The following is a 24786-nucleotide window of genomic DNA, read 5'->3' as shown; positions in this document are numbered from 1 at the left end:
GAACCCATATTTCAAGCCGCCAGCCGCGGCCAGCACATCAGTTGCCGCCGGATACCTTCGATTGCCCCGCATAGATCAGGATGGGCTGGGCGTCGCCAACGATCGTGTTCTCGTCGACAATGACCTCTGAGACATTGTCCATGCCGGGCAGTTCGTACATGGTGTCCAGCAAGACCGACTCGAGAATCGAACGCAGGCCGCGCGCACCGGTCTTCCTTTCAAGCGCTCTCTTGGCGATGGCCATCATCGCCGCCGGGCGTATTTCGAGTGCCACACCTTCCATCGCGAAAAGTTTCTGGTACTGCTTGACCAGCGCGTTCTTGGGCTCAACGAGAATCTCGACGAGCGCCGCGACCGACAGCTCCTCGAGCGTCGCCAGCACCGGCAGTCGCCCGATCAACTCGGGAATCAGGCCAAATTTGATCAGGTCCTCGGGCTCGACGCTACGCAGGATCTCGCCGATCGCCTTCTTGTTGTCCTTGCTTTTCACTTCGGCACCGAAGCCGATACCGCCGCGCTCCGAGCGCGCGCGAATGACTTTTTCGAGGCCATCGAAGGCGCCGCCACAAACGAACAGGATGTTTGTCGTATCGACCTGCACGAAGTCCTGGTTCGGATGCTTACGCCCGCCCTGCGGCGGCACCGACGCAACCGTCCCTTCGATCAGCTTGAGCAGCGCCTGCTGCACGCCCTCGCCCGAAACGTCGCGGGTGATCGACGGGTTGTCCGACTTGCGCGAGATCTTGTCGATCTCGTCGATGTAGACGATGCCGCGCTGTGCCTTGTCGGTATCGTAATCAGCTTTCTGCAGCAATTTCTGAATGATGTTCTCGACGTCTTCGCCAACGTAACCCGCTTCGGTCAGCGTCGTCGCATCGGCCATCACGAAGGGCACGTCGAGCATCCGGGCGAGCGTCTGCGCCAACAGCGTCTTGCCCGACCCGGTTGGGCCGATCAGCAGGATGTTGCTCTTCGCCAGTTCGACGTCGTCGCCGGACTTGCCGTGGTGACGCAAGCGCTTGTAATGGTTGTACACCGCCACCGACAGAATCCGCTTGGCCTGGTTCTGCCCGATCACGTACTGGTCGAGGAGGGCCGCGATTTCCTTCGGCGTCGGCAGCAGATCGCCATCGGCGCCCTTGCCACCCTGATCGCCGGCGATTTCGTCACGGACGATATCGTTGCACAGCTCGATGCACTCATCGCAGATGAACACCGACGGCCCGGCAATCAGTTTCTTCACCTCATGCTGACTCTTGCCACAGAATGAGCAGTACAGCAGCTTCTCGCTGCCACTTTTCTTTTCCGACATTCGCCTACCTCACTGTCGATCGGTATCGAGACTAGCTGGACGCGACATCAAAGTGCGTCCCGATTGGCCAGCACCTTGTCGATCAGACCATATTCGGCCGCTTCCTGCGCCGAAAGGAAATTGTCGCGATCAGTGTCGCGTTCGATGCGCTCGATCGGCTGTCCGGTGTGCTGCGCCATCAACTCGTTGAGCTTGGCGCGCAGCGACAGAATTTCCTTGGCGTGAATCGCGATGTCCGAAGCCTGCCCCTGAAAGCCACCCATCGGCTGGTGAATCATCACCCGCGAATTGGGCAAGGCGAAACGCTTGCCATGCGTCCCGGCGGTAAGCAGGAAAGCGCCCATCGAACACGCCTGTCCCATGCACAGTGTAGACACGTCCGGCTTGATGAATTGCATGGTGTCGTAGATCGACAGGCCAGCCGACACCGAGCCACCCGGCGAGTTGATGTAGAAGTGGACGTCCTTGTCGGGATTATCGGCTTCCAGAAAAAGCAACTGCGCAACCACCAGATTGGCGGTGACGTCATTCACCGGGCCGACCAGGAAAATCACCCGTTCCCTGAGCAAGCGCGAGTAGATATCGTAGGCGCGTTCGCCCCGACCACTCTGCTCGATTACCATCGGGACCAAACCGAGCCCCTGCGGATTCCAGTTGCTGCCGTGGTCAATACTCATCTCGGCTCCTCTGCTTGCAGACCGCTGCATATTCAGGACGCCTGGCCCATCAACTCAGCGAAAACCGCTGGCTTGTCAAGCACCTGCGCGCCGGCCAGCATCCAGTCTACGACGTTGACCTCCATCGCCTCACTCTCGAAATCACCGAGGCGTTCAGGCTGCGCATAGTACCAGCGGACGACCTCTTCCGGATGCTCGTAACTCTTTGCCGACTCTTCGACCAGCGCTCGCACCTGCTCCGGTCTGGCCTGCAGTCCGTTCTGCTTGACGATCTCGGAAAGAATCAGCCCGAGGCGTACCCGGCGCGTCGCCTGCTCGACAAACCACTCGCGCTGCATCGGCACGTCCTTCACCTTCATGCCGCGCTGTTCCATATCCTGGCGCGCCAGTTGCGTCAAGCGCTCGATTTCCCTGTCGACCAGCGCCAGGGGAACGTCGATCGGGTTGGCCTGCAGCAACGAATCCATGACCTGCGTCGTGACCTTGCCCTGCAGACGCTTCTTGACCTCGCGCCGCAGGTTGTCCTCGATCTCGGAACGCATCTTGGCCAGATCCCCGTCTTCGACGCCGAGCGCCTTGGCAAAGTCGGCATCCACTTCCGGCAGGATCGGCTCACCGACTTCCTTGACGGTGATCTCGAAAGTCACCGTCTGACCCGCCAATTCCTTGGAGAAATACTCGCTCGGGAAAGTCATCTCGAAGGACTTGCTTTCGCCCGGGCGGGTACCGATGACGGCACTCTCGAAGTCCGGCAACATCCGGCCTTCGCCGAGGACAAACTGGTAGTCCTGGCCCTGGCCACCCTGGAAGGGCACACCGTCCTTCTTGCCGAGGAAATCGATGCTCACCCGGTCAGAGGTGGCCGCCGCACGATCGACAGGATCATAACGGACACGTTGTTTGCGCAGGATTTCGATCGTCCCGTCAATTTCGGTGACGCCGACTTCAAGGACGGGTCGCTCGACTTGCAGATCGGCGATGGCGCTCAGAACAATCTCGGGAAATACTTCGAAAACCGCCGAGAACTCAATATGCGTCGTGCTGCCGCCATCCTTCGACTCGATCTGCGGCGTACCGGCGATACGCAATTGCTGCGCGCTCACGGCATCGCTGAACTGCGCCTTGAGAATCTCGCCCAGAGCATCGCTGCGCGCCTGGTCGCCATACTGCTGCCTGATAATCTGCGACGGTACCTTGCCCGGCCGAAAGCCCGCCATCTTGACGTTTTTGCCGAGGCGCTTCAGGCGCAGCTCGACGTCTTTTTCGAGATCGGCGATGGCTACCGACAGCTCAATGCGCCGCTCGAGCGCGTTGGCGGCTGCGACAGCAGCTTCGGCGGGTGCATCGGTGTCGGTATTGGCAGCATTCGTTTCCATTAAGAATCCTTGTGATACGGGCTGAAAGGTAGGTGGACCCCGGGTCGGCCGGGAGAGCTGGCACGGTCCGGCAGCGCCGGGCAGCCAGACCGAAGAGGCGGCAGGTAAGCGGCTGGCAAGCAAGCCTGCAAAACCCGCCGAGTGCGCCATGCACAAGGCAATGGTTCTTCAAGAGTGCCTGCAAAACATCCGCTGGCCGGCGAGCTCGCCATCGGGGAACTTCTCCGGGCTGGTTTCGCGTCCATGTCGGTACGGTGACCTCACCGCACTGCATACGAAAAGCACAAGATTCTACAGCAATACGCCAAGGGTCGAAACCCGTTGACGGCCGGCGCCGACGCCCGAGCGCTCGTGACAGCGGCCGCAGCGGGCGGCGACCAGCGGCATTGTCAGCCGCTCCTACGCGGCGCTGCCGCACGGCCGGGCCAGGCGTCAGACGCGGCGCAAATCGCCCTCGCCGACAGCGCTCAAGCGTGGGCACGGCGCTTGTTGCACGGTAAATTTGTTCTCGTGCCGGGATCAAGGTGATACGTGGCCTGTAGAATTTTTGGTCATGCGCAGGTAGTCGAAGACCAATCGGATGTTGCGGTTGAGGTGGCGCATTTTTTCGGAAATGCTGGTTTTGCCGTCGGAGAAGTGGTGCAGGATTCCGACGGCAAAGCGGCGCAGGCGTGACATGTTCTCGGGTCCGTAACCAGTCCGAATACGGCTACGGTCCTCGTCGTAGTTCCAGTCGATGACGTAGTGACAGCGGTTCTCTATCGACCAATGGCCGCGATTGATGGCGAGGATTTGCTGTGGGCTGGCCTGTTCTGGAGGGCGACTGGTGATCCCGAGAGCGATTTCGTGCGTCCGCTTGCCGCTCTTCTTGTGCAGCACTTCGCGCTCGATCAAGAACACCTGGCCGACATGCGGGAAGTCGAGATAGGCGTTGAGGGCATTGCTGCACCAAATACGCCGAGTCTCGATCCGACCATGGTCAGGTGGCGAAACCGCCATGAAGTCTGCCCCCTTCCGATCCTGGAAGAGGAGCGCGATATCGGCTTGCAGTGTTGGCTGATTGCCTTTGACCGTGAAGTGATAGTGCGCCTTGCGCTCCACCAGGTAGGTCGCCAGCTTGCGCTGTGTCAGTAGCGCGTCGGCGGTGATGTCCTTGCCCTGAATATCGATCGCATCGAGCAGGGGTATGAACATCCCGATTTCATTGGTCTGCTTGAGCTCGTCCCCGCCATTTACGGGCAAGGTGCCGACTTTTTTTGGGTGTGGTAGACGCCGGTCTGATGCCCGACCACACTCATGATGTGCGTTTGCTGACCGTGCTCGTCATGGGCATTGCGCATGGTCTTGCCGTCGACCGCCAGACTGGGGTCGTCTTGAGCATAGGCCTTGTTCCACTGCTGACACGCTTGGTCGAGTGCCGTGGGATCGACGCGGATCAGGACGTCACGAATGATGAACTCGCTGGGTACGCGGTAAACGCCCTTCTCGCGACGACAGCGGAAACGCTCGCGTGCTTTCGGTGTGAGGTCTTTGGCCCACCCGGCGATGGCTTTGTAGCCCTGCATTCCGCACAACGCCGCCGCCGTGGCGATGGCCAGCACGGCCGGCAGGGGATGGCGTCTTCCTTGCGCGCGCCGCGGGTCGGCGATGCCGGTAAAGAAATCGGGAAGCGTGCGCATCTGTTCGGCGGTGAGCATCATCCTGGGCGCTCCTGTGCGATAGCGGGGGTTGAGTATCGAGCGGGAAAGTTGGCCGCGAGCGTCCGCCTGCAAGGGGCGAACAAAGACAACTTTGGGCGACGTCGGGTGGGCGCTGTAGCCTTCTCGGGTGCGGCGAAAGCCTTGCGTCAGCCCCAGAGGCGTCCAGTTCGCGGCGCGATAGACGGTCCCCTGGAAGCGCGAGGGGTCCACAAAGGTCTCCAGCAGTAACAGCGGCTTCCCGAAATGCGCCTGCCAGTCCTCTGCGATCCGTCGCTCGCACAGCGAGAGCACCTTGGAGCCGAGATTGGGGTAATGCCAATCGGGAAGGATCAGAAAGCGACTATTGTTGGCGACCAGGCCCAAGCGATCGTACTGATGCCGATAGTCCCAGCCGATCCAGCGGTCACGAACGCCGCATTTCCAGGCCGCCGCAGAGAAACTCAGCAAGGCCGTCCACTTTTCGCCGTAGGTGGCCACGTACCAAAGCGTGTGCCCGATCTTCGCCAGGTCGCCCAGGTAGTGATGCTCTGCCATCAACTCCCGATAGCGAGCCTCTTCGCTCTTGCCCACCAAGCGAACACGCAATGCACCAAGAACGCTTTCCATGCGCCATTTATACGGACTTCCGGCGCGAATGTCCAGGGGGAAGAACTAACTGCTTGATTGCCTGTGCGTTGCCTGAGAGGACAAATCCACCCTGGCGCTTGTTGCTGTTCGACTTGTCGGCGAGATCTGAAATGGGCATGATTGACACGGCGGCCGACGAGCTATTTTCGGCGCTAGCCGGCAAAGGCCTGAACTCCGGCGCCGAGAAACAGACGCCAGGGACGCTCGATGTGATCAACAAACTCCTGCGCACGACCCTGCTGGCGAGCGTGCTGTGGCTGCTCTTGCTCGCTGCAGCGCTCGCCGAAGGTCCCTGGTACGCCGCCCGCCAGAACACCTACGGCTGGCAGTTCATGACTCCCGACGAGCGCGTCGAGCAGCAGCGAACGATGCGCCGCTTCACAAGCTACGACGACTGCAAGACGTACCAGAACGCTCACCACGCCGAAATGGCCGCGCGCGCCCATCGTGCCGGGACTGAACTGGCGCCACCGCGCGAAGCGGCTTGTGACAAGCTGCGTGCCCGCGGCAGGCTGCAGTGACCGCCGCCGCCACCTCGGTTTCCGCGATCCGCCGCGCCGTGGCGCCGCTGGCGGCGCTGTCGATCACACTCGCCGCCGTCGTCTGGGCCTTCCCCGGCGGCCTGACGCCGTGGCGCAGCGTCGGCATCGTCAGCGGCTGGGCGGCCAGCGGCCTGCTCGTCGCCAGCTTGCTGCTGATGGTCCGTCAGGCGCACCTGGCGAAACTCCTCGGCGGCCTTGAGCTGAGCTATCGCTGGCACCATCGTTGCGGCCTGGTCGCCTATCTGCTGCTACTCGGCCACCCGCTGGCGCTGGCGCTCGACGGCTGGGCAGAAGCGCCGCAACTGGCCTGGCAAACGCTCGACCCGGGTGCGCAATCGTGGCCGCTGTGGTTGGGCTGGGGCGGACTGCTGCTGCTGATGCTCGGCCTGACGACGACTTTCGCCGTACACCTGCCCTACCGACGCTGGCGCGCATTTCATTTCGTCCTCGGCGCCGGCGCGCTCCTCGGCCTGACGCACATCTACGTACTGCTCGGCAATGACCCGATGTTTCTCGCCCTGCTGACCCTGGCAATGGCCGCTCTGGCCTGGCGCCTGCTGGCCAGCGACCTTGGCCTGAGCGCCCATCCCTATCGGGTGACGCAGGTCGACACCGCGGCCGCCGACACCATCGAAGCGTCGCTGGCGCCCTGCGCGTCGGCGCTGGTGGTGACGCCAGGCCAGTTCGTCCTCGCCGCGTTCGCCGACGGCGTCCACTACCGCGGCTGCGGCGAATACCATCCGTTCACCGTCAGCGCCAGCGACCACGCGGGCCGCTTGCGGATCACCGTCAAGGCGCTGGGCCCCTGCTCGCGCCGCATCCAGGCGCTCGAGCCAGGCGTGCTGGTGCGTCTCGAGGGCCCCTTCGGCAACTTTCTCGACGCGCTACAGACGGCACCGCAACTGTGGGTAGCCGGCGGCATCGGCATCACGCCGTTCATCGCCAGGCTGCGTGCCGAGCGCTGCCAGCAGCCAACGACGCTGATCTACCTGTATCGCCAGCGAAGCGACGCCGCCTTTGTCGACGAACTGCACGAACTTGCCAACGAAGACCGTCTGTTTGAATTGCTCGACGAGGCGTCCGGCGACGACCAGCCCGACCTGGCTCGCGTGCTCGAGCGGGTGTCCGGGCTCGCCGACAGGCAGGTACAGATGTGTGGTCCGCCGGCGCTGTTGGCGGCGATCACGCCGGCTCTGCGGCAGCGCGGCGTTGCCGACCAGGCGATCCACTGCGAAAGCTTCGACTTCCGATGACGCGCCGGCTGTTCATCTACGCGACGCTCGCTTTCTGGCTCGCCGTAATCGGCTTCGCCGCCAGCCCACTGTGGTTGCCGGCCGAAAACGCCACCGCTGCCGCCGCACCAGCTCCGCTGCTGGATGCCGCCGTTCCCGGCGCCCTGGTCGGCACGCCGGACAACGCTCGGTCGCTCGCTGAAGTCGCCCGGCACACGCAAATCGACGATTGCTGGATGGCGATCGACGGCGAAGTCTACGACCTCAGCAACTATCTTCCCGAACACCCCAGCGAGCTCGAAGTCATCGTCGCCTGGTGCGGCCGCGAGGCGACGCAAGCGTATCGGAGCAAAGGCAAGGGCAAAGCGCACTCGGTGCGCGCTGATCGCTTGCTGGCGCGATACCGAATCGCCACGCTGCGGCGACCATGACGTGCACCGCGACCGGCGCACGCATTTGACTTGCCCTGCTGGCGCCCGGATACTGCAGGCGATCCGGGCGGCCGGCCAGGCCGCTCGCCATCCGTTGCACCATCCTGGTTCAATAAAGGAGTGAAGAGATGCGCGCGATCACCATCATGCTTTCCGGATTGCTGCTGCTCGGCTTGATCGGAACGGCCGAAGCCAGGAACGACCGCAAGATCGAGCAATGCGGCAAGCACACCGAGGTCGTCGACCAGGACGATGGCATGGTCAGCCTGAAGGAGAAGAAAAAGAAAGGCTGCGTCATTGCCGTCAAGGCGCTGCATCCGACGCAGTCGGCCGTGGGCATGGACGCGGCCGCGTGCAAGGCGGACAAGATCACGGCCAAGGCCAGGGCCGGCAAACTGAAGAGCTACCTGCAGGCAGAAAAACGTTGGCTGCCCCTGGTGCGCGGCCCGGGTGGCGTCTTTTACCTGACCGACCACCACCACCTGTCAGCCGCGATCTGGAACGCCGACCTCAAGGAGAAGGAAAAGAAGGTCTTCGCCTACCTGATCGCCGACTGGTCCGAACTGCATGAGGATGCGTTCTGGGCGTTGATGGTCAAGCACAACAATACCTGGCTGAAGAATCCCGCCGACCAGGACATCAAGCCCAGTCAGCTGCCAGCGAGCATCGGCGCGATGCAGGATGATCCGATGCGGACGCTGTCGGCGTGGGTCCGTGGCAGCTGCGGTTACGTCAAGTGCGACGCCCCGGGAAGTGAGCAGGACGACGAAGAAACGACTTGCCAGCAGCAGTTTGCCAAAGCCGCGAGCTGTGCCGCCAACGTCTTCTTCCTCGAATTCAAGTGGGGCCACTACCTCGGCAGCGTCCCGGCGGTACAGACCGAACTGCAAGGCATAGCCGCGTGTTCGCAGCAAGATCCGCTCGATCGGCAGTGCCTCGACAAGCAGTATGCGCAAATGGTCAAGGCGCTGCCGGCGGCCATGCAGGCGGCTGCGGCACCGGCCGCACTGCAGGCACTGGGCGATGGCGCTGGCTACCATCCGCAGGCGCAGACCGGCGTTCCGCAGCCGAAGCGCTGCGACTGATCGTCAGCGCGCGGTCGAGCGCTGCCGCGCCTGGCCCGAGGGTCACCACAGCGTCCGCGTGTCTATCCAGCTCACCCGCCCGGTCCGCCGCCTGACCTCCTGATACATGTGCGCCGTTCCACCCCGGCCGTCGCCGCCACCGCCATTCCACAGGCAGACGAAGCGTAGCTTGTCGATGCCGCAGGCCAGCGCGGTGTACAGCAACCACAGGTTGCAGCGCTCGAAGGCGTTGAGGTCGGCACCGGCCACGTCGCGTGGCAGCGTACCGAGTTCGGCGGGCATGATCCGTGGTCCCTCATCGAGGTCGTTGGTCAGGCTGAAGTAACGCTGCCGCCAGTGCTCGCCGTTGCTGGCGGGCAAGACCGAGCGCTCGATGAACTCGGGTTCCTCGAAAGGCAGCATCGGTTGCAGGCGCACGCCGCGCGCCCGACACGCTTCAAGGAACAGCAGGTCGCCGCCGCTGGCTGCCTGCGACAGCGCCAGATCGTCGGGGCCAACGGCCAGCTGGTCAAGCGTCTGGGCTATTTTCTCGGCCGCCAGCGCTTCCCGATCGACCGGGAAACGCGGCTCGGCGCGGCCCGCTGCGTCGATCATGTGGCCGCTGAAAAGAAGCACCAGCCGCGGCTCGAAAGGCCGACTGCTGCGCGCCATCTCGCGCTCGACGATGGCCAGCGCGGCGGCCGTCTCGACGGGGCGAAAATCGACGTCGCGCAGCAGCGTCAGCGTCTCCCGCGACGAATCAAGAGCGAACCAGTCCCGGTTGGCGGCGGCGACCATGTCGCCGTAAGCCTGGCGAACACTGTCGAGCGAATTGCCCAGCAGGCAGCACTCGGCGTAGCTGGCGCGTGCCGCGTAGTCCTGGCTATCGCGCTCCTGCGCGGCCAGGCTGGCCCACAACACGCCGCCGCGCAGCGCGTCGATTACCGTTTGGCTGCTGGTGCCGGCGCAGTGCCGGCGCAACAGCTGCAGGGTCAGCGCATTGATGCCCGCACCATGGTGCGCCGGATCGCTGACAAAGGCGCCGTGGTAGGGCTCGATCGCCGCGCCAAGCGCGGCGTTCTCGTGACACGCGGCGGCGTGCATCTGTGCCGGCGTCAAACCCGACTGTCGCCACCGCGCGCTCCAGTTTGCCTTCGCGACGGCGCCGGCCAGCGCCCAGCACTCGGGGTCGCGTGGGTAATCGTCGGTAAGCTGTCTGACCCATACCCGGGCCTCTTCATAACGCCCCAGACGGCCCAGGCAAACGGCCTTCTTTTCGCGGCAGCTCTGGTCGTCGGCGTCGATGCCAAGCGCCGTCTCGAACTGCTCGAGCGCCAGCGCGTACTGCTTGAGCTTGAGCAGCGCGTTGCCGGCGGCGCGCTTGCCTTCCAGGTGCAAGGCGCGCATTGGCGTTTCGTCGGCGAGGACCAGGATATCGCCCGGGCGGTCCTTCTGGCGCGCGATCTCGAGGCGCCGCGACCAGCTGCCGTAGGCTTCGGAAAACTCGTTGTGCTCGGCCAGCAACAACTGCCGCCATGGCGGCTGCAGCAAGCCGGGAATCATCTGAAAAACCGGGCTGACCTGGCGCCGGGTCGAGCTGGCCATGGTCGCGCGAACCATCGCCGTCAAGGCCGCGCGTTCGGCCTCCAGAGTCAGCGGGTCCGGCGCGCCGTCGCGTAGCGCGTAGCGCAGCTTGCGGTCGGTATGCAGATCGAAGGGTTGATCGCGCCGCGGCCCTTGCACCAGCACCACGCCGCGTGCCCGCAGCGCGTGCCGGACACCGAGCTCGTACCAGACGTTGGCGTTGTCCAGCGTCAGGTCGGCGACCACCAGGTCGGCGATCAGCAGCTCCTGGAACAGGTCGGCACGGATGTCGCCCGCGCGCTGTTCGTGGTCGGCCCGGAAGACCTCCAGGCCGGCCAGTTCCAGCGCCGGCCGGATGTATTCGGCGTAGACCCGATTGAAGTCGATCGGCTGACCATCGTGTCCCGGCTTGCGGCCAAAGGGCATGGCGACGAAGGCGTGTGGTTTCATGCAGTGCTCCAGCGGCAAAGTGGGTCATCGGCAAGGCGGCGGCGCGTCGGCGTCTGGCTGGCCTTGTCGGCCGTTCTGCTCAGGTCCCGCCAACGGCCGGCGCGCCGCATGATCGCCGATCCCGGTGCGCTAGCGCTTGCGTGCGCCGCGTTGACGCGTGCCCGCCGCAGCGCCTGCCGGCGACTCGTCGGTGGCCTCGGTGGCCTCGGTGGCCTCGGTGGCCTCGGTGGCCTCGGCGACCTCGGCGGCATCGGCGGCATCGGCGGCATCGGCGGCGGCTGGCCGATCGTTGCGCTGGCACAAGCCGGGGCCGATCTGCCCGGCCAGATCGATCAGCCGATCGGCCGCCAGTTGCCACCCGGGTTCGCCGGTGGCGAGCTGCCGGGCGTCGCAGAACCTGGACAACAGGCAGATCTGGGCGACCACCGAATCCAGGTCCTTCGGCTTGACGACGAGCGTCGCCAAGGTCTCGCGGTAGGCGCACGCGACGTCGTCGAGCGCCCGCTGACCGGCGTCGCCAGCGTCCCTCAGTTCGCCGTCGAGCAGGCGCTCGACGAGCAGTGCCTCGGCCTTCATGACGCCGTCCCAGACGCTGGCGCTGCGCCGAAAAGCCTCGCTGGCCGCTTGCCCGGCCTTGCGCGCCAGATCGACGGCGGCCTGCCGATCGGCGTCCGGCGGCAAGCACAGCGCCGTCAAAGCCAGGCGGTTCAAAGCGTTGTACGGCCGGAAATCGGGCGCCCCCGGCCGCCCTTCGCCCTGACCATAAAAGGCCGCGCTTTGTTGCAGGGCGTCGACCACCTTCGCCGCCGCCGCGTCGATTTCGGGGCGGGTCTTTTTTGCTTTGAGAACTTCGCGGGCGAAGACGCTGGCCTTGCGCTTGGCCGCGCTGCCGCGCAAGGCGCAACGCTCGGCGTTGATCGGCGCCTCCGCAGCCACTGCAGCTGCCGCCGGATCAGACGCCGCGAGGATGTCGTCGAGAGCGGCCAAACGTTCCAGCGCGCTCTTGATGAGTCCTTCCCGGCCGGACTCTTCACCCATCCGCGCTTCCAGGTTGGCCAATTGCTCGATCGCCCGGATCGGCACCTGGCCGCCACGATCCTCAGCCTGCAGCGCAGCAATGTACGCGGCGTGCGCCTGTTCGAAGTCGCCGAGGTCGGCCCACAACATCGCCAGTGCCGCCTGCACGGCCGGCAGCGGCCGCCAGGCCGCCGGGCAACGCTCGTTCAGCAAACGCTCGACGCTCGCCCGCTGGGCGTCTATCTCGCGCCGCGTCAGCCGCGTTGTGCGGCGCGCCAGGCCGGCGCGGCGACTCGCCAATTCGTCGAGCAACTCGTCTGGCGAGACATAAGCGTCCTGCTCGCGGCGCTTGCCAGGCAGGGACGGTTCAGCCAGCCAGCCGGGTTCGCCGTAGGCCTGATAGGCGCCCCAGGTGATATCGTCCGGACGCGCTTCCCACACCGCCCTCCTGGCCTCGAAGACCGCCAGGCCAAAGGACAGCCCTTCGTGCAGGAGGTGCTGGTAGAACGCCTTGCCGAAAATCATCGCGCCCTGGTCGTCTACCGCCCAACCGGCGACAACCACGCAGCGCACGCCGATGTTGATCAACTCACGCGCGATGCTCGCCGCCAGGCGGTTGCCGTCACGCACGGTACGCTCGCCGTTGCCCGCGCCAGCCGCGCCGCTATCAACCTTGCCGAGGTGGCAACAGCTCAGGAAAACGAGTTCGGGAACCGTTTCCATGGCCTCGATCTCGGCGGCGGTGATCAACAGGCCATCCGACAACACGACGCCGGTACGGCGCCGGCCATCGACGTGCAACTGGTCGAAAATGCCGTGCGCCGAAATATGGACCACGCGATACGGCTGTTGGTAGAGCCGGGTCAATACGTCGCCAGCGCGCCAGTCGCTACCGATCGCCTCGACCACCTTGTAGCCGAGGCCCTGCAGGACGCCGGCCACCGCGTAGGCTTCGCTCTCGGCACCGGCCAGCGGCGGCGGGTCGCCGGCAGCGGGTTGCTGCGGGTCGCGGAATGCGGCGGCGAAACCCTCGACCGACGGGTTACCAACGACGAAGGCCTTGCGCTCAAGTCCCTGGCGCACCTGCCGACGAAATCGCGTCGCCGCGAGCTGGCGGACCACCGGCGTGCGCACGGCCAATGGCAGTTTTTTACCACTGCTGCGCCGATCGTCGGCGAACATCAGTTCCCACGGCAGGTTGGCGGTGTAATCGTCGACCACCAGGACGATGTTTTCGAGCTGTCGGGCGGCGTCCTTGAAGTCGTGCGGAACCAGCAGCTGGAACAGGACACGGCCGAAGTCCTCCTGCCACACCGCCGACTGGGTTTGCTGGCGCACCAGCATCTCGACCAGCCCCGGCTGCCGTTGCTGGACCACCGACTCGGCACGCGCACGCTGACCGACGTACAGGAAGCGCAGGCGTTCGGCAATCGCCGTGCGTGGCCGCCGCGCGACCGGCTGGCCGGGGTCAGCGCCATCGCCGTCCTGGCAGCGGACCGCCGGCTGCCGCTCGCCAGCGCTGTCGCCGTCCTGCCGGTCGGCGTCGGTGACGATCAGACGCGGCCAGTAACTCGGCTTGCCACTGTCGAACAGGCGCCGGCGCCACCCTTCGCCCTCCTCGAGTTGCGGTCGGCAGAGCAGCGTCACGCCGTAGCGACGCGTCAGTTCGGCGAGCCGCTCGGGCATCCGCAGCAGCGCGTACAGCGCGGCTATCGCCGTATCCTGATACAACTCGACGATCTCGAGTCGGCCGACTCGAATATTCAGCCGCGTCGTCTCGTGGAAGCGCGCATTGGCCTCCATCACGCCACACAGCAAGGCCTCCACCGAAGCCGCGACCGACAGGTTGGCCGACGAGTTGTAGCCAAGCAGCAGCGTCGCCAGCGGCAGTTCGCGATCTTCCTTGCCGAGCACGTCGATAACCTGCAGCAGGTAGCGCAGGACGCCGGTGCGCACGGCCTCGGTGAGATCGGCGACGCTCAGGTTGCCGTCGTAAGCGCCCAGACCGGTGACGATGGCGCCGCTCAGGCTGCCGCGCCGACGTTCGTGCTCGTTGGGGACGCGCAAGACCACCGTCGCGGTGCCGCGCGGCCCGGCGTAGAGACCGAGGTCGTAGCGCTGGCCAAGGTCGCCAGCGAGCAGCTCAAGATCGATCAAGGCCTCGGCACCGGCGATCGGATCCTGCTCGTAATGACCCAGCAGCACCGGCTGCGTCAGGAAGCGCAGGTCCATCGCCCGCACTGCCACCTGCAGCCGGCGTCGCGGCCGCGCCTCGATACGACTGCGCGGCGAACCGCCGAGCAGGCCGCGGGCGACCGCCTCGCCGCCATCCAGCGTCGGCGGCCCGGCGTCGTAGACCACCGGCACCGGCTGTGGCTGCGCGCCGTCACGTAGCGCCGGCGGGCTGCGCAGCAGCCCACTCGTCGCACCGCTCTGCAGCAGTTCGCCAAGCGCCGGGAAATACTCGCGGGTCGACGGCATGTCGCCATGCCTGGCCGGCAGGTAGTAGTAATTGCCGACGTTGTCGATGCGTCCGGAGGCCCAGGTGACGGTACCGTCACCGAGCGTCGTACCGACCATTTTCAGCCGCCCGTTTTCTTCGCGAATACCGCAGGGGGTATTGCGCGCCACGCCATAGACGTAGGTCGTCTTGTCCTTGTAGGCCGCGGGCAGTGCCGGCGTCGCCGGGCCATCCTGTTGCCACAGCCAGCTCGCCGCGTCGAGTTGCTGCTGGTCGGGAGTCGCCGACTTGCCGTTGCCGAACCAGAAGTCGAAGACCTTGGCCTGATACGCTTGCCAGGTCGCGGCCAGCTCGAAACGCTGGCCGGCGAGGCCACCATCGTCCTGCCCCTGGAAGGTATCGACGAAACCGGGTTTGGGCAGCAACTGCAGCGCGCCGCGAAAACCCGCGACGATCTGCAGCACTTCGCGCATGTCATGGGTGACGTCGAGACGGACCAGCGAACGCAGCGTATCGCCCTTGCCGAGCAGGTTTTCGACCATCGAGTAGGCGCCCTGATTGGGCGTCCCGAGCATCACCAGCCGGGCGCCGTCGCGCGCCATCAGCTCGTTGATTACCTCCTGATGCTTGTGGATGCTGGCGCGAACGACCAGGCCGCCCATGCTGTGCGCGAGCAGCCGAATCGGCTGCCTGGTTTCTTGCAGCAGGCGCTCGATGAATTCGCCAAAGCGGTCGGCCAGCACGTCGAGCGGTTGCCGCCAGTCGTAGGCGAAACGCTCGACGCGGTGGCTGGCCGACAGGTAGTTGCAGAGGTCGCCGTAGAACATGTCGAAGAGCTTCTCGGCTGCGACGCCGGACTTGCCCCAGGCGATCTTGCCCAGGCCACCGGTGGCAATGTCGAGCGGATCGAACCAGACGCGATCCTTGCCGTCCACCGCCAGGTGCGAACCCATGACGCCGGGCAGGACGACAAGCACCGGCAGCTCGGCCAATCGCTCCGGGCTGCCGCGCAAGACGCCGGCCGTGCGTGCCGCCGCCGCGGCTTCGGCTTCACCGAAGGTGCCCGGCAGCGCCTGGAACGTGGCCAGCGCTGGCAAGTCCTTGAGCACCAGCCAGTCGCGCAGGGCGGCGCGGGTGTCAATATTGGCGAAATAGCGGAAATGCGAAACGTCCGGGCCGCGGTCGAACAGGGCGCGCGCGCCGGCCTGCGGGGCGATACCAGCGAACATCGACGCGGAGTCGACGACCAGATCGTTATCGACATTATCGAAAAGCAGGAAATCGGTCAGCAACACCCCCAGGCGCTTGAGCAGATTGCCGCCTTCGCTGTCGCCGGCGATCACCGCCATTTCGATGCCGGCGCGCACCGGTGCGTCGCGTAACAGACGGGCCATCGGTGAATCGGGAAGCATCGCTTCGATTCCCGGCACCAGATGGGCATTGGTGCGATTGCGGGCGATTTCCAGCACCACCCGCTTGAAGGCCGAGAAGAACGGACTGCCAAAAAAGAACGGTACCTGCCCGATCAGAGTCAGCACGCCGGAGAGGAAGAGATCGAGGTTGCCACTCGCCAGCCGCGTCCCCTGCGCCGGGCTGGCCACCCGCACGTAGCGCTGCAGCTGCAGCTTCTTGATCGCCAACGCGCCGGCCAGGCGCCGTAGCTGCGCGCGCTGCTCGGTTTTTCTTTTTTCTATTCCTCTTTCCTCTTTCTTTTGTCTTTTGTTTCACTTTGCTTTTTGCGCTGTTATTTGTCCTCCCGATTGCATCCTGTATGTTTCTTCATTTTTTTGTATTCGCTCTCCGCTTGTTCACTTGGAGACCGTCTTGCGTTCCGCGCGATTCTCTTGTTTTTCGATCATCCCCTTCTGGCCTTACCTAGGTACACTACCAGCCATTCTTTGCGTATTATTTGAACAGTTCGTGCCATTTGTATGTAGTTCCTTGTACATAACATATCCCGCAGTTTATCCTGAGTACAATCTAGCTACCTCCACCCACCCGTATTTGGAAATCCATGACCCACCTGTCACGCGACCACGGCGACAAACCAGGATGAGCTGAATCCCGGCGCGCCATTGTCGCGAGTTTTTTTTCAGATGACAATTTTTCTGTTATGGTGTCCTCTGTTTTCGCTCTGATGACTCTGGTGCTATCCGGCTATATAGGTTGCTGTGTGCTCCACTGTCATTTTCCCTTCCCTAGGCAGTATAACTGCCACTACTGGCCATGCCTGTAACTGCTAGTGAAGTGTTCATGATTGTGGACGCCAGTCACATCATTTCCTGAGTAGTGATTACGCATGTCTCTGATTCGTTCAGCCGTACATCCTTTCTCCTTCCCTTCTCTCTGTGTCTGCCACCAATATATGACAGCTTGTTAACCTTTACGCGTTTCCAACTCTACCCACGCCATCCATTTGTATACACGCATACATCCCTCCATCCGTCTTTCTAGTTATTTTGTACCAGTATGGTGTCGCTTCACTTGCGACCTTCCACGCCGTCTCCGAGATCACAAGGATGTCAACTCGCCGTCCCCCCCTTCTCGCCGCTGTCGCGCTCGTGCACAGATTGATCAGCTCCTCACCTGGCTACCTTCTTGCGTCACTTTGCCTCTGACGTCGCCCATGGTCATCACTTTCTCCCTTCCTCCGTGTCTTTTCATCCGTTCTTGTTCCTACCAGTACCTATGTCAGCCAGGCACCCCACCCACCCCCCTGCCGCACCCCCCCCCCTGCCCTTCCCCTTCCCTTCCTTCCCCACCCCCTAGCGCTATCCCCCGTTCACCGCTTACGTTTTCCCTCGCTCGTACTCCAGTATTACATAACCCCTCTATCATTTCGGCTTCCCTGGTGCCCAGCCAGCTGACGCCCAGCTGCTGCTTTTCGCCACCCCCGCCCTGCCCCAGTTCGACGAGTTTGTCGCGCGCCGCGTCGATGATCGCATCGCTGCCGGTGCCGACGGCCAGGGCGAAGACCTTGCTGACCAGGCCACCGACAGCGTCGCCGATGGCCCCGCGCGCCGCCGCGTCGCCGCGCAGCCGATCGAAAAGAATGTCACCGTCGGCACCGAGCAGCTCGGGGCGACTACGTTGCAGCGCCGCCTTGAGCTTGCCGGCGCTGGTGATCAACACGCCGCCGTCAGCCAGTTCGAGGACCAGCACTTCGTCGTCCTGGGCTTCGTACTGCTGGGCGCTGGCAGCGCCACCACGGACCGCCGCGCCGACGTCGAAACTGGCCCGCAGCTGCAGGTAGTCGGGCGGCAGGAAGGGATCGTCGGCCGCCTCCGCCCCATCGGCCGAACGCCGCGTCGATTGCAGCAGAACCGGCAATTGTTTGCGGTCGCTCGGTCGACCCGTGAGATTCAGAGTGGTGGTTTTCGCCATGGTCTACTCCAGGAGGTTCTGCTTGCATGCGGCGCTGCCAGCCCAGCAACGGGCTGACGCGACTGACAGCTGGCGGCTGGCGGCTGGCCAGCCGCCAGCATCGGGCACGGCAAGCGCCGGCCGGCGCCTGGCGCTAGCGCGCCCCCGGAACTTCAGGTAAAAATCGGCCGGCTGCAGGCGTCCGCGCTACCAAAGATCTGCGGGCTCTGCGGATACGACGCCGACGGCAGCGACCCCGGACTGATCGCCGCGTGCCACTGCGCGTAGGTGGCGTTGGCCGGCAGTCTCTTCAGCGTCTTCATCGCGTAATAGCTGAAGGCGCCGCAGGGGCGGCCGCTGATCGTCGCATCGTAGCTGAAGTTGTTTGGTCCTTCCTGGCAGCCCGCCAGCAGCAGGTCGCCGAGCATCGGCGACAACGCGCCGGCGAAAGGCGAAACGCCGGCAACGCCCGGCACGGCGCTGACCAGGTGGCCGCCGATTGCCGGCGGCAACTTGTCCGCCGGCAGCCAGTTAGCCATCGGCATGAAACGCGGGCGCGGCGCGTTCGCGGCGTCGGAATCGGGCGCAGCGGCGCGCGTCACGGTACCCGAATGACAGCTGTCCGAAATCAGCAGCAGCCGCACGCCGGCCTTGCGCGCGGCGAACAGGGTATTGATCTCGTCGTCGATCAGCGGCCCGCCACCGGTCTGAATATCGTAGGGGCAGAGCGCCTCGTCGAGGCCATCGACCTCGTCGCCGTTGCTATCGGGAACGTAGGTGCCATGCCCCGAGTAGGTGATGACCAGCACGTCGCCGCTGACCCCACCGGCAATCAGCGACTCGATGGCGTTGACCATCGCCGCCTTGGTCGCCTGGCTGTCGAGCAGCTTGCTGACCGAAAACCCGCGCGCCGTCAGTTCGGCGGCCCAGTCGTTGGCGTCGTTCACGCAACCGTGCAGGTCCATGTGCGTGCCCGGGTAGTTGTTGATGCCCATACAAAGTGCGCGTTTGCTCATCACGGTCTCCTGTCGTTTAATGACTTGCTGCCGGCTTGCCGGCTTCAGTCTAGCAAGCCGGGACTGAATAACAAGCGTCGCCGGCACGCTGCTCACGGTCGCGAACTGCAGCGCGGCGCCAGCGCCACTGCCGTCGACCTCGTAATGGCGAGCTCGCGAGCGGCTGTTGTAGATCAGATGCCCGGTGCTCGAATCGGGCTGCCGTCGTTAAGCGTATAGTCGCGGGAAACGCCATGCGGCGGCTCCCGGAACTCTTGGCAGGGGGCGACCAGGCAAGCTAACGGTCATGGCACGTCGAGATTCCCGAGATCAAGAAAGCGATGACCGTACCCGCTCTCACTGGCAGTGGCAAGCAAGGAGAAAGACATTGGACGGCACGGTGGCTGCGGCGAAAGAGCCGCTGATCGATTTCGTCGCTGCTATCGGCAGCGCTTTTCGTGTCGCACGCCCGTTCGCGGCCCTCGGGACCGCCTCCGGGCTGGCAGTCAGTCCTTTCTTGCTCCTTGGCCGAGACGATGGCGTGCGCCAACATCCGGATGCCGTGCGGCGTCTCCTGTGCGCCGAAAGCGTGGCTCGCGACGAAGCGGCTACGGTCATTTCCCGAGCCTGATCGCGTGCTCATCCGAAGCCAACTCAGACTGGCCGCGCTGCTTCCCGGGGTCTTCGCCCTGCTGGTCGGCGCGCTCCTTTGGGCGTCCTGGAAAGACGTCGATCAGTCGCGCTACGGGGCACAGCTAGCGGAGCAGGCTAGCCGCGAGATTGCCAGCCTGATCATCCTGAATCAGGAGCACATGCTCTACACCAGTCCCCGAGTCGCCATGCAGGCACGCAAACAGCATGCCGCGGTAAGCGAATTGCTGGCTGACGCGCACTTCAGCGAGCCGGCAAGCGCCGGGCTGCTCGATGCCATCCGCACAGATCTTGCGGACAATGGCCGCCTGATGAACTTGTTGCTCGACGGCCACGATATTGCGCGTGAAGAAGTGATGGCGGCCCTGCTGCTTAACGTTCAGGTCTTGCGCTTCAAGGTGCAGCAACTTGCCGATCTGCAGCGCCAGTCGATGGAGCGCATCCAGCACACCGCGGATACGCGGATCATCACGGTGCTGGTCGCCTCGTCTCTCTTCAGCGTGCTGGCCCTGGGTTTCTTGTCGCGACGTCTAAGCCAGGGTTTCAGCTTGTTGCTCACCGGACTGGAGCGCGCGGCGAGCGGCGATCTGGAGCACGCCTTGCCCATCACCAGCGGCAACGAGTTTGGTCGACTTTCCCGTACTTTCAACGACATGTCGGCGCAGCTGAATCGGGCGCGAGCAGCGCAAGCGCGGGCAGCCGAGGCGCTGAAAACGCTGAACCTGGAGCTCGAAAAGAAGGTGGTCAAGCGCACGGCGAAACTGGCATCCGCCTATCAGGAACTCAAGCAGTCACAGGCCAAAGCGGTACAGATGGAAAAGCTGAGCGCCCTGGGCACCCTGGTCGGTGGTGTTGCCCACGAGGTCAACAATCCTCTGATGGGTATCCACGGCTACCTCGCCTACGCCATCGACAAGCTGGAACCCGGGCGGCCGCGCGAGATGCTTGAACGTGCGGTCGGAGAAGTCGAGCGCGTTGCCCGCATTGTCAAGAACATGCTGGTGTACGCGCGTATGCAGCCAGCGGCTGCCAATCAGCACTGCGACCCGGCACGGGTCATTGCCGACACTCTGGCGCTGATTGAAGGGGAGATGCGTCAGGCCGACGTGGCCTTCGATCTTCGCCTGCCAGCGCTGGTGCCGCGCCTGCGCTGCACCGGTGATGCCCTGCAGCAGGTGCTGCTCAATCTGCTGCTCAATGCCTGCCACGCCTGCCAAGAGTCGCCGGCGCCGCATCGGGTGACTCTTACGCTGCTCGAGCAGCCCGAGACAGCACGCGCCGTGCTGAGCATCGCCGACAACGGCCCGGGGATTCCGAAAGCCCTCCGGACCAGGATTTTCGATCCGTTTTTTACCACCCGGTCGACCGGCAGCGGGACCGGCCTGGGGCTGGCAGTTTCTCGTCAGTTGATTGACAATGCCGGGGGGCAGCTGACGCAGGCTGATGCGCCGGGTGGTGGCGCTGTTTTCGCTATCGAAATTGGTGTTTTTCGCGAGGAAAAGTGATGGCAGCGCAAGTAATTCTGGTAGTCGACGATGATCGTGCGGTGCGTGACGCCTTCGAGCTTGCGCTGATCGACGAGGGCTACGATGTCCAGCTCGCCGACAGCGGGCCGGTCGGACTGGAGCTTGCCGCTGCGCGGCGCCCCGATCTGGTATTTCTCGATCTCAACATGCCGGGCATGGACGGGGTGGAAACTCTGCGTCGACTGCAAGCCATGGACGCGACGATAGCGGTGTACATCGCTACGGCCTTTGCGCAGGAGTATCTGGAACGACTGCGCCAGGCCAGGGAAGACGGCATGTCTTTCCAACTGGCTGCCAAACCCCTGTCGCCGGAGCAGATTCGAATGATCGCGAAAGCGATCACGGCAAGCGACTTAGCACCCCACGATACGGAAAGCAAGCCATGAGCATACTGCAATTGAGCCTGTTCGTCGCTGGCGCCAATGACGAAATACGGCAACAGGTGGCCAATCTGGGCCAGGCGATGGACGCCGAAGTCGGTCCTGGAAACTGGACGCTGGAAGTGGTCGATGTCCTCGAGGAGCCGGAAAAGGCGCTGCAGAGCGACGTCTTCGCCACACCTACCCTGGTAAGGATCGTGCCTTTGCCGATCCTGAAGCTGCTCGGTGGCATTGCCCAGTCCGAGAAGATCCTCTCGATCATTGCCAGCGATGGAAAGCCAAACCAGAGCCGCTGAACGATGACGCCCGCTATCCCCCACGCCAATGACCAAGTACTTGCCCAATGACTGCTGATCCACGGCTTCAACTAGAGTCATCGTTCGACAAGGGCGCCGTTCTCGGTCTGTTTTCGGCGATGCCGGACGGCATCGTTGTGCTTGATGATGCGGGCGTCGTCCTCTACGCCAACACCAGCGCCCATCACATGTTCGGTGGCCGCCCGCTGCTTGGAAAAAACCTCGGTCTGCCGATTGATTTGGGCAACAGCTGTAGCGAAATCGAGTCTATCGATAGTGCCGGCCGCATCGGTTGGGCAGAGCTGCGCGCCGTGGCGTTCGACTGGCTGGGCCAGCCGGCGATTGCGGTCAGCCTGCGCGACACGACCGAGAGACGCGCGCTGGCGCAGCAATTGGTGCTCGCCGGGCGGGTGTTCGAGAGCGCTCGTGAAGGCATCATCGTCACCCGTCCCGACGGCGTCATCGTTAGCGTCAATCGCTCTTTTACCGAGATCACCGGCTATAGCGCGGAAGAAGCGCTTGGCCGTACGCCGCGCATTCTCAAGTCGCACGAGCACGATCGCGCCTTCTACACGCTGATGTGGAAAGCGATTGCCAAAAACGGCTTCTGGCAGGGCGAGGTCGTCAATCGACGCAAGGACGGATCGCTTTATCCCGAGTTGCTCTCGATCTCGCGAATTCGAGACGCCGATGCTCAGGTCACACATCTGGTCGGCATTTTTTCCGATCTGACCCGACGCAAGGCCGACGAGGCCGCACTGGAAGCGGCGAAGTTGCAGCTGCGGCAATCCGAGAAGATACGCGAGGAACTCGAACGCAGGGAGGCAATCGCCAATCCCGCTTCACTATCGGTCGTCAGCAGCATGTATAGTGTCGTCCCACTTTCGCAGTCCGCCCGGGATGTCTTTGCCGAACTGGTTTCGAGGTACGGTGAGATTCTGGCGCTGGCACTGGAGAACCTCGCACTCAAGGCCGAAAACCCCGTCTCGGACCAGCTTCGGGAACTGGCGGATGATATGGGCTATCTGCAGGCGGGAGCGCGTGATGTCGCCGAGTTGCACTCAATGACACTGGCAAATAATGCAAAGACCGTTCCGCCGATGAAGGCGAAAGCCATGATTGAAGAAGGGCGCTTCCTGGTGTTGGAGTTGATGGGATATCTGGTCTCGTTTTATCGTAAGAACTACTATCGCTCACCGAGACCGCTCGACCCCGTTGACGCGGCGAACAGCAAAGCATCCAGGCGCAGGCCGAAGAAGGAATCCGCATGAACAAGAAGTTCAGACTTACGCTCTTTGTCACCGGGCAGACCCCGCGCTCCGAGAGGAGCATCAGGAACCTGCAGCGCATCTGCGCGGAAGAGTTGCAAGGGACGTACGAAATGACCGTGATCGATGTCGTCGAGCAGCCACAGCTGGCCGAAGACCTGAAGATCCTGGCGACGCCGACCCTGGTGAAGGAACTCCCGCCGCCCTTGCGGCGAGTCATCGGCGATCTCAGTGATACGGAAAAAGTGCTGTTGGGCCTCGATATCAGCCGGGTCGACGGTTTCAACAAAGAAACGGGGAAATAACTCATGTCAACTTCGGCGATTACGGCGGTAGAAAAGCTTGAAACCGGCATCCCCGGTTTCGAGCATGTTTCGGTGGGTGGGCTTCCCAAGGGTCGTACCTGTCTCTTGTCGGGAACGGCGGGAAGTTCCAAGACGGTGTTTGCCGTCCAGTTCCTTCTCGAGGGGATCCGCAGAGGCGAGGGGGGGGTCTTTGTCACCTTCGAAGAATCCCCTGAAGACATCATGCGCAACATGCTCAGTTTCGGCTGGGACCTCGGAGAGTTCGTGGTCGAGCGCAAGCTGGCCTTCGTCGACGCCAGTCCACAACCCGACCAGGAAGTTGTCGAGGCCGGCAGCTACGACCTCGGCGCCCTGGTGGCGCGCATCGAGCATGCGGTCAACAAGGTGCACGCCCAACGCGTGTCGGTCGACTCGCTGGGCGCCGTCTTCAGTCAGCTTTCCGAAGCGCCGACGGTCCGCCGGGAGCTCCATCGCATGGCCGTAGCCCTGAAAAGAATGGGTGTAACGGCGATTCTGACCGCAGAGAGAACCGAGGAGTACGGTTCGCTGGCCCGCTTCGGTGTCGAGGAGTTCGTTGCCGACAACGTGATCATCCTGCGCAACGTCCTCGACGACGAAAAGCGGCGCCGGACGCTGGAGATTCTCAAGTTTCGCGGTACCGACCACGGCAAGGGTGAGTTCCCCTTTACGGTAATCCCCGGCGAAGGCGTTGTGGTCATTCCCCTGTCCGAGACCAAGCTCGAGCAGAAGTCGTCTACGGTGCGCGTCAGCTCGGGCAACGACGAACTCGACACGATGTGCGGCGGCGGCTTTTTTCGCGACTCGATCATTCTCGTTTCCGGCGCGACCGGTTGCGGCAAGACGCTTCTGGTCACGGCTTTCGTCAGCGGTGGACAAAAGCAGAACGATAAATGCCTGCTGTTTGCTTTCGAGGAAAGCCGCGAGCAGCTCTTTCGCAATGCCTCGGGCTGGGGCATGGACTTCGAGAAGATGGAGCGCGACGGCAAGCTGAAGGTCGTCTGTACCTATCCCGAGGTAATGGGGCTCGAAGACCACCTGATCCGGATGAAGAGGGAGATTGTTGCCTTCAAACCGACCCGCGTCGCAGTGGATAGTCTTTCGGCGCTCGAGCGCGTTTCCACCGGCAAGAGTTTCAGAGAGTTCGTCATCGGCATAACGTCGTTCATCAAGCACCAGGAAATCGTCGGGCTGTTTTCGTCGACAACACCCACTCTGCTAGGCGGCACCTCGATCACCGAGGAACATATTTCCACCATTACCGACTCGATCATTCTGCTGCGCTACGTCGAGATGTTCGGCGAGATGCGACGGGGAATCACGGTGCTCAAGATGCGCGGGTCGATGCATGACAAGGGGATCCGGGAGTATTCCATCGACGGCGAGGGGATGCATATCGGAGCGCAGTTCCACGGCATTTCGGGGATCCTTTCCGGCCAGCCGATGCAGGTTTCGCAGCCGGACATCGAAAGAATGGGCTCGCTGTTCAGGGAGGAACTGGGAGAGTAGGC

The 24786-nt window shown here is 63.5% G+C and carries 19 protein-coding genes and 1 pseudogene; 11 read left to right on the top strand and 9 right to left on the bottom strand.

What is annotated here, in order from left to right:
- Nucleotides 1–37: 37 nt before the first annotated feature.
- From clpX to QZ656_RS00170, 5 genes are all read right to left on the bottom strand, one after another.
- Nucleotides 38–1312, bottom strand: coding sequence for an ATP-dependent Clp protease ATP-binding subunit ClpX (gene clpX / locus QZ656_RS00190; protein ID WP_291991519.1), 1275 nt, complete (start codon nucleotides 1310–1312; stop codon nucleotides 38–40).
- Between the two features lie 47 nt (nucleotides 1313–1359).
- Nucleotides 1360–1989 carry an ATP-dependent Clp endopeptidase proteolytic subunit ClpP gene (clpP, locus tag QZ656_RS00185; protein WP_291991518.1) on the bottom strand — a complete coding sequence of 210 codons (630 nt, stop codon included), beginning with the start codon at nucleotides 1987–1989 and terminating at the stop codon, nucleotides 1360–1362.
- Nucleotides 1990–2021: 32 nt separating this feature from the next.
- On the bottom strand, nucleotides 2022–3365 hold the full coding sequence (gene tig / locus QZ656_RS00180) for a trigger factor (protein ID WP_291991517.1): 1344 nt from the start codon (nucleotides 3363–3365) through the stop codon (nucleotides 2022–2024).
- A 519-nt stretch (nucleotides 3366–3884) separates the two neighbouring features.
- A complete protein-coding gene (locus QZ656_RS00175) occupies nucleotides 3885–4559 on the bottom strand; it encodes an ISAs1 family transposase (protein ID WP_291991516.1) in 675 nt (224 codons plus the stop codon).
- 38 nt (nucleotides 4560–4597) lie between these two features.
- Entirely contained in the window at nucleotides 4598–5671 is a 1074-nt protein-coding gene (locus QZ656_RS00170) for a Druantia anti-phage system protein DruA (RefSeq protein WP_291991515.1), read from the bottom strand.
- A gap of 131 nt (nucleotides 5672–5802) precedes the next feature.
- Between QZ656_RS00170 and QZ656_RS00165 the strand changes: the two genes are divergently transcribed.
- The 4 genes from QZ656_RS00165 to QZ656_RS00150 all read left to right on the top strand — a co-directional run bounded on the left by QZ656_RS00165 (nucleotide 5803) and on the right by QZ656_RS00150 (nucleotide 8982).
- Nucleotides 5803–6213 (top strand): hypothetical protein, encoded by a 411-nt coding sequence (locus QZ656_RS00165; RefSeq protein ID WP_291991514.1) that lies wholly within the window; start codon nucleotides 5803–5805, stop codon nucleotides 6211–6213.
- Nucleotides 6210–7487 (top strand): ferric reductase-like transmembrane domain-containing protein, encoded by a 1278-nt coding sequence (locus QZ656_RS00160; protein WP_291991513.1) that lies wholly within the window; start codon nucleotides 6210–6212, stop codon nucleotides 7485–7487. The genes QZ656_RS00165 and QZ656_RS00160 overlap by 4 nt, the downstream gene beginning before the upstream one ends.
- On the top strand, nucleotides 7484–7897 hold the full coding sequence (locus QZ656_RS00155; RefSeq protein ID WP_291991512.1) for a cytochrome b5 domain-containing protein: 414 nt from the start codon (nucleotides 7484–7486) through the stop codon (nucleotides 7895–7897). The genes QZ656_RS00160 and QZ656_RS00155 overlap by 4 nt, the downstream gene beginning before the upstream one ends.
- A 128-nt stretch (nucleotides 7898–8025) precedes the next feature.
- Nucleotides 8026–8982 carry a ParB/Srx family N-terminal domain-containing protein gene (locus tag QZ656_RS00150; RefSeq protein ID WP_291991511.1) on the top strand — a complete coding sequence of 319 codons (957 nt, stop codon included), beginning with the start codon at nucleotides 8026–8028 and terminating at the stop codon, nucleotides 8980–8982.
- 42 nt (nucleotides 8983–9024) lie between these two features.
- Here QZ656_RS00150 and QZ656_RS00145 read toward each other — a convergent pair whose 3' ends face one another.
- The 4 genes from QZ656_RS00145 to QZ656_RS00130 all read right to left on the bottom strand — a co-directional run bounded on the left by QZ656_RS00145 (nucleotide 9025) and on the right by QZ656_RS00130 (nucleotide 18852).
- On the bottom strand, nucleotides 9025–10995 hold the full coding sequence (locus QZ656_RS00145) for a tetratricopeptide repeat protein (RefSeq protein WP_291991510.1): 1971 nt from the start codon (nucleotides 10993–10995) through the stop codon (nucleotides 9025–9027).
- Between the two features lie 129 nt (nucleotides 10996–11124).
- On the bottom strand, nucleotides 11125–16113 hold the full coding sequence (locus QZ656_RS00140) for a CHAT domain-containing protein (RefSeq protein ID WP_291991509.1): 4989 nt from the start codon (nucleotides 16111–16113) through the stop codon (nucleotides 11125–11127).
- Between the two features lie 1051 nt (nucleotides 16114–17164).
- A complete protein-coding gene (locus tag QZ656_RS00135) occupies nucleotides 17165–17857 on the bottom strand; it encodes a hypothetical protein (protein WP_291991508.1) in 693 nt (230 codons plus the stop codon).
- A gap of 152 nt (nucleotides 17858–18009) precedes the next feature.
- A complete protein-coding gene (locus tag QZ656_RS00130) occupies nucleotides 18010–18852 on the bottom strand; it encodes a caspase family protein (protein ID WP_291991507.1) in 843 nt (280 codons plus the stop codon).
- Between the two features lie 614 nt (nucleotides 18853–19466).
- Here QZ656_RS00130 and QZ656_RS00125 point away from each other — a divergent pair.
- The 7 genes and pseudogenes from QZ656_RS00125 to kaiC all read left to right on the top strand — a co-directional run bounded on the left by QZ656_RS00125 (nucleotide 19467) and on the right by kaiC (nucleotide 24784).
- Complete coding sequence (locus QZ656_RS00125; RefSeq protein WP_291991506.1) at nucleotides 19467–20987, top strand: ATP-binding protein; 1521 nt, start codon at nucleotides 19467–19469, stop codon at nucleotides 20985–20987.
- A gap of 41 nt (nucleotides 20988–21028) precedes the next feature.
- Nucleotides 21029–21394, top strand: a complete 366-nt coding sequence (locus tag QZ656_RS00120; RefSeq protein ID WP_291991505.1) for a response regulator — start codon at nucleotides 21029–21031, stop codon at nucleotides 21392–21394.
- Complete coding sequence (locus QZ656_RS00115; protein ID WP_291991504.1) at nucleotides 21391–21684, top strand: circadian clock KaiB family protein; 294 nt, start codon at nucleotides 21391–21393, stop codon at nucleotides 21682–21684. The genes QZ656_RS00120 and QZ656_RS00115 overlap by 4 nt, the downstream gene beginning before the upstream one ends.
- Nucleotides 21685–21731: 47 nt before the next feature.
- Nucleotides 21732–21884, top strand: a pseudogene (locus QZ656_RS23990) (PAS domain-containing protein); the annotation flags it as partial.
- 195 nt (nucleotides 21885–22079) lie between these two features.
- The gene (locus QZ656_RS00105) at nucleotides 22080–22955 is read left to right on the top strand and encodes a PAS domain S-box protein (protein WP_291992096.1); all 876 of its coding nucleotides are present in this window, start codon (nucleotides 22080–22082) and stop codon (nucleotides 22953–22955) included.
- The gene (gene kaiB / locus QZ656_RS00100) at nucleotides 22952–23257 is read left to right on the top strand and encodes a circadian clock protein KaiB (RefSeq protein WP_291991502.1); all 306 of its coding nucleotides are present in this window, start codon (nucleotides 22952–22954) and stop codon (nucleotides 23255–23257) included. Before QZ656_RS00105 ends, kaiB begins: the two co-directional genes overlap by 4 nt.
- Before the next feature lie 3 nt (nucleotides 23258–23260).
- Nucleotides 23261–24784, top strand: a complete 1524-nt coding sequence (gene kaiC / locus QZ656_RS00095; protein WP_291991501.1) for a circadian clock protein KaiC — start codon at nucleotides 23261–23263, stop codon at nucleotides 24782–24784.
- Nucleotides 24785–24786 lie beyond the last annotated feature (2 nt).

Source organism: Candidatus Accumulibacter sp. ACC003, assembly GCF_907163085.1.
In the GTDB taxonomy this organism is placed as follows: domain Bacteria; phylum Pseudomonadota; class Gammaproteobacteria; order Burkholderiales; family Rhodocyclaceae; genus Accumulibacter.
The sequence above is the reverse complement of the archived record's forward strand: the minus strand, read 5'-3'. Positions and strand labels throughout refer to the sequence as shown.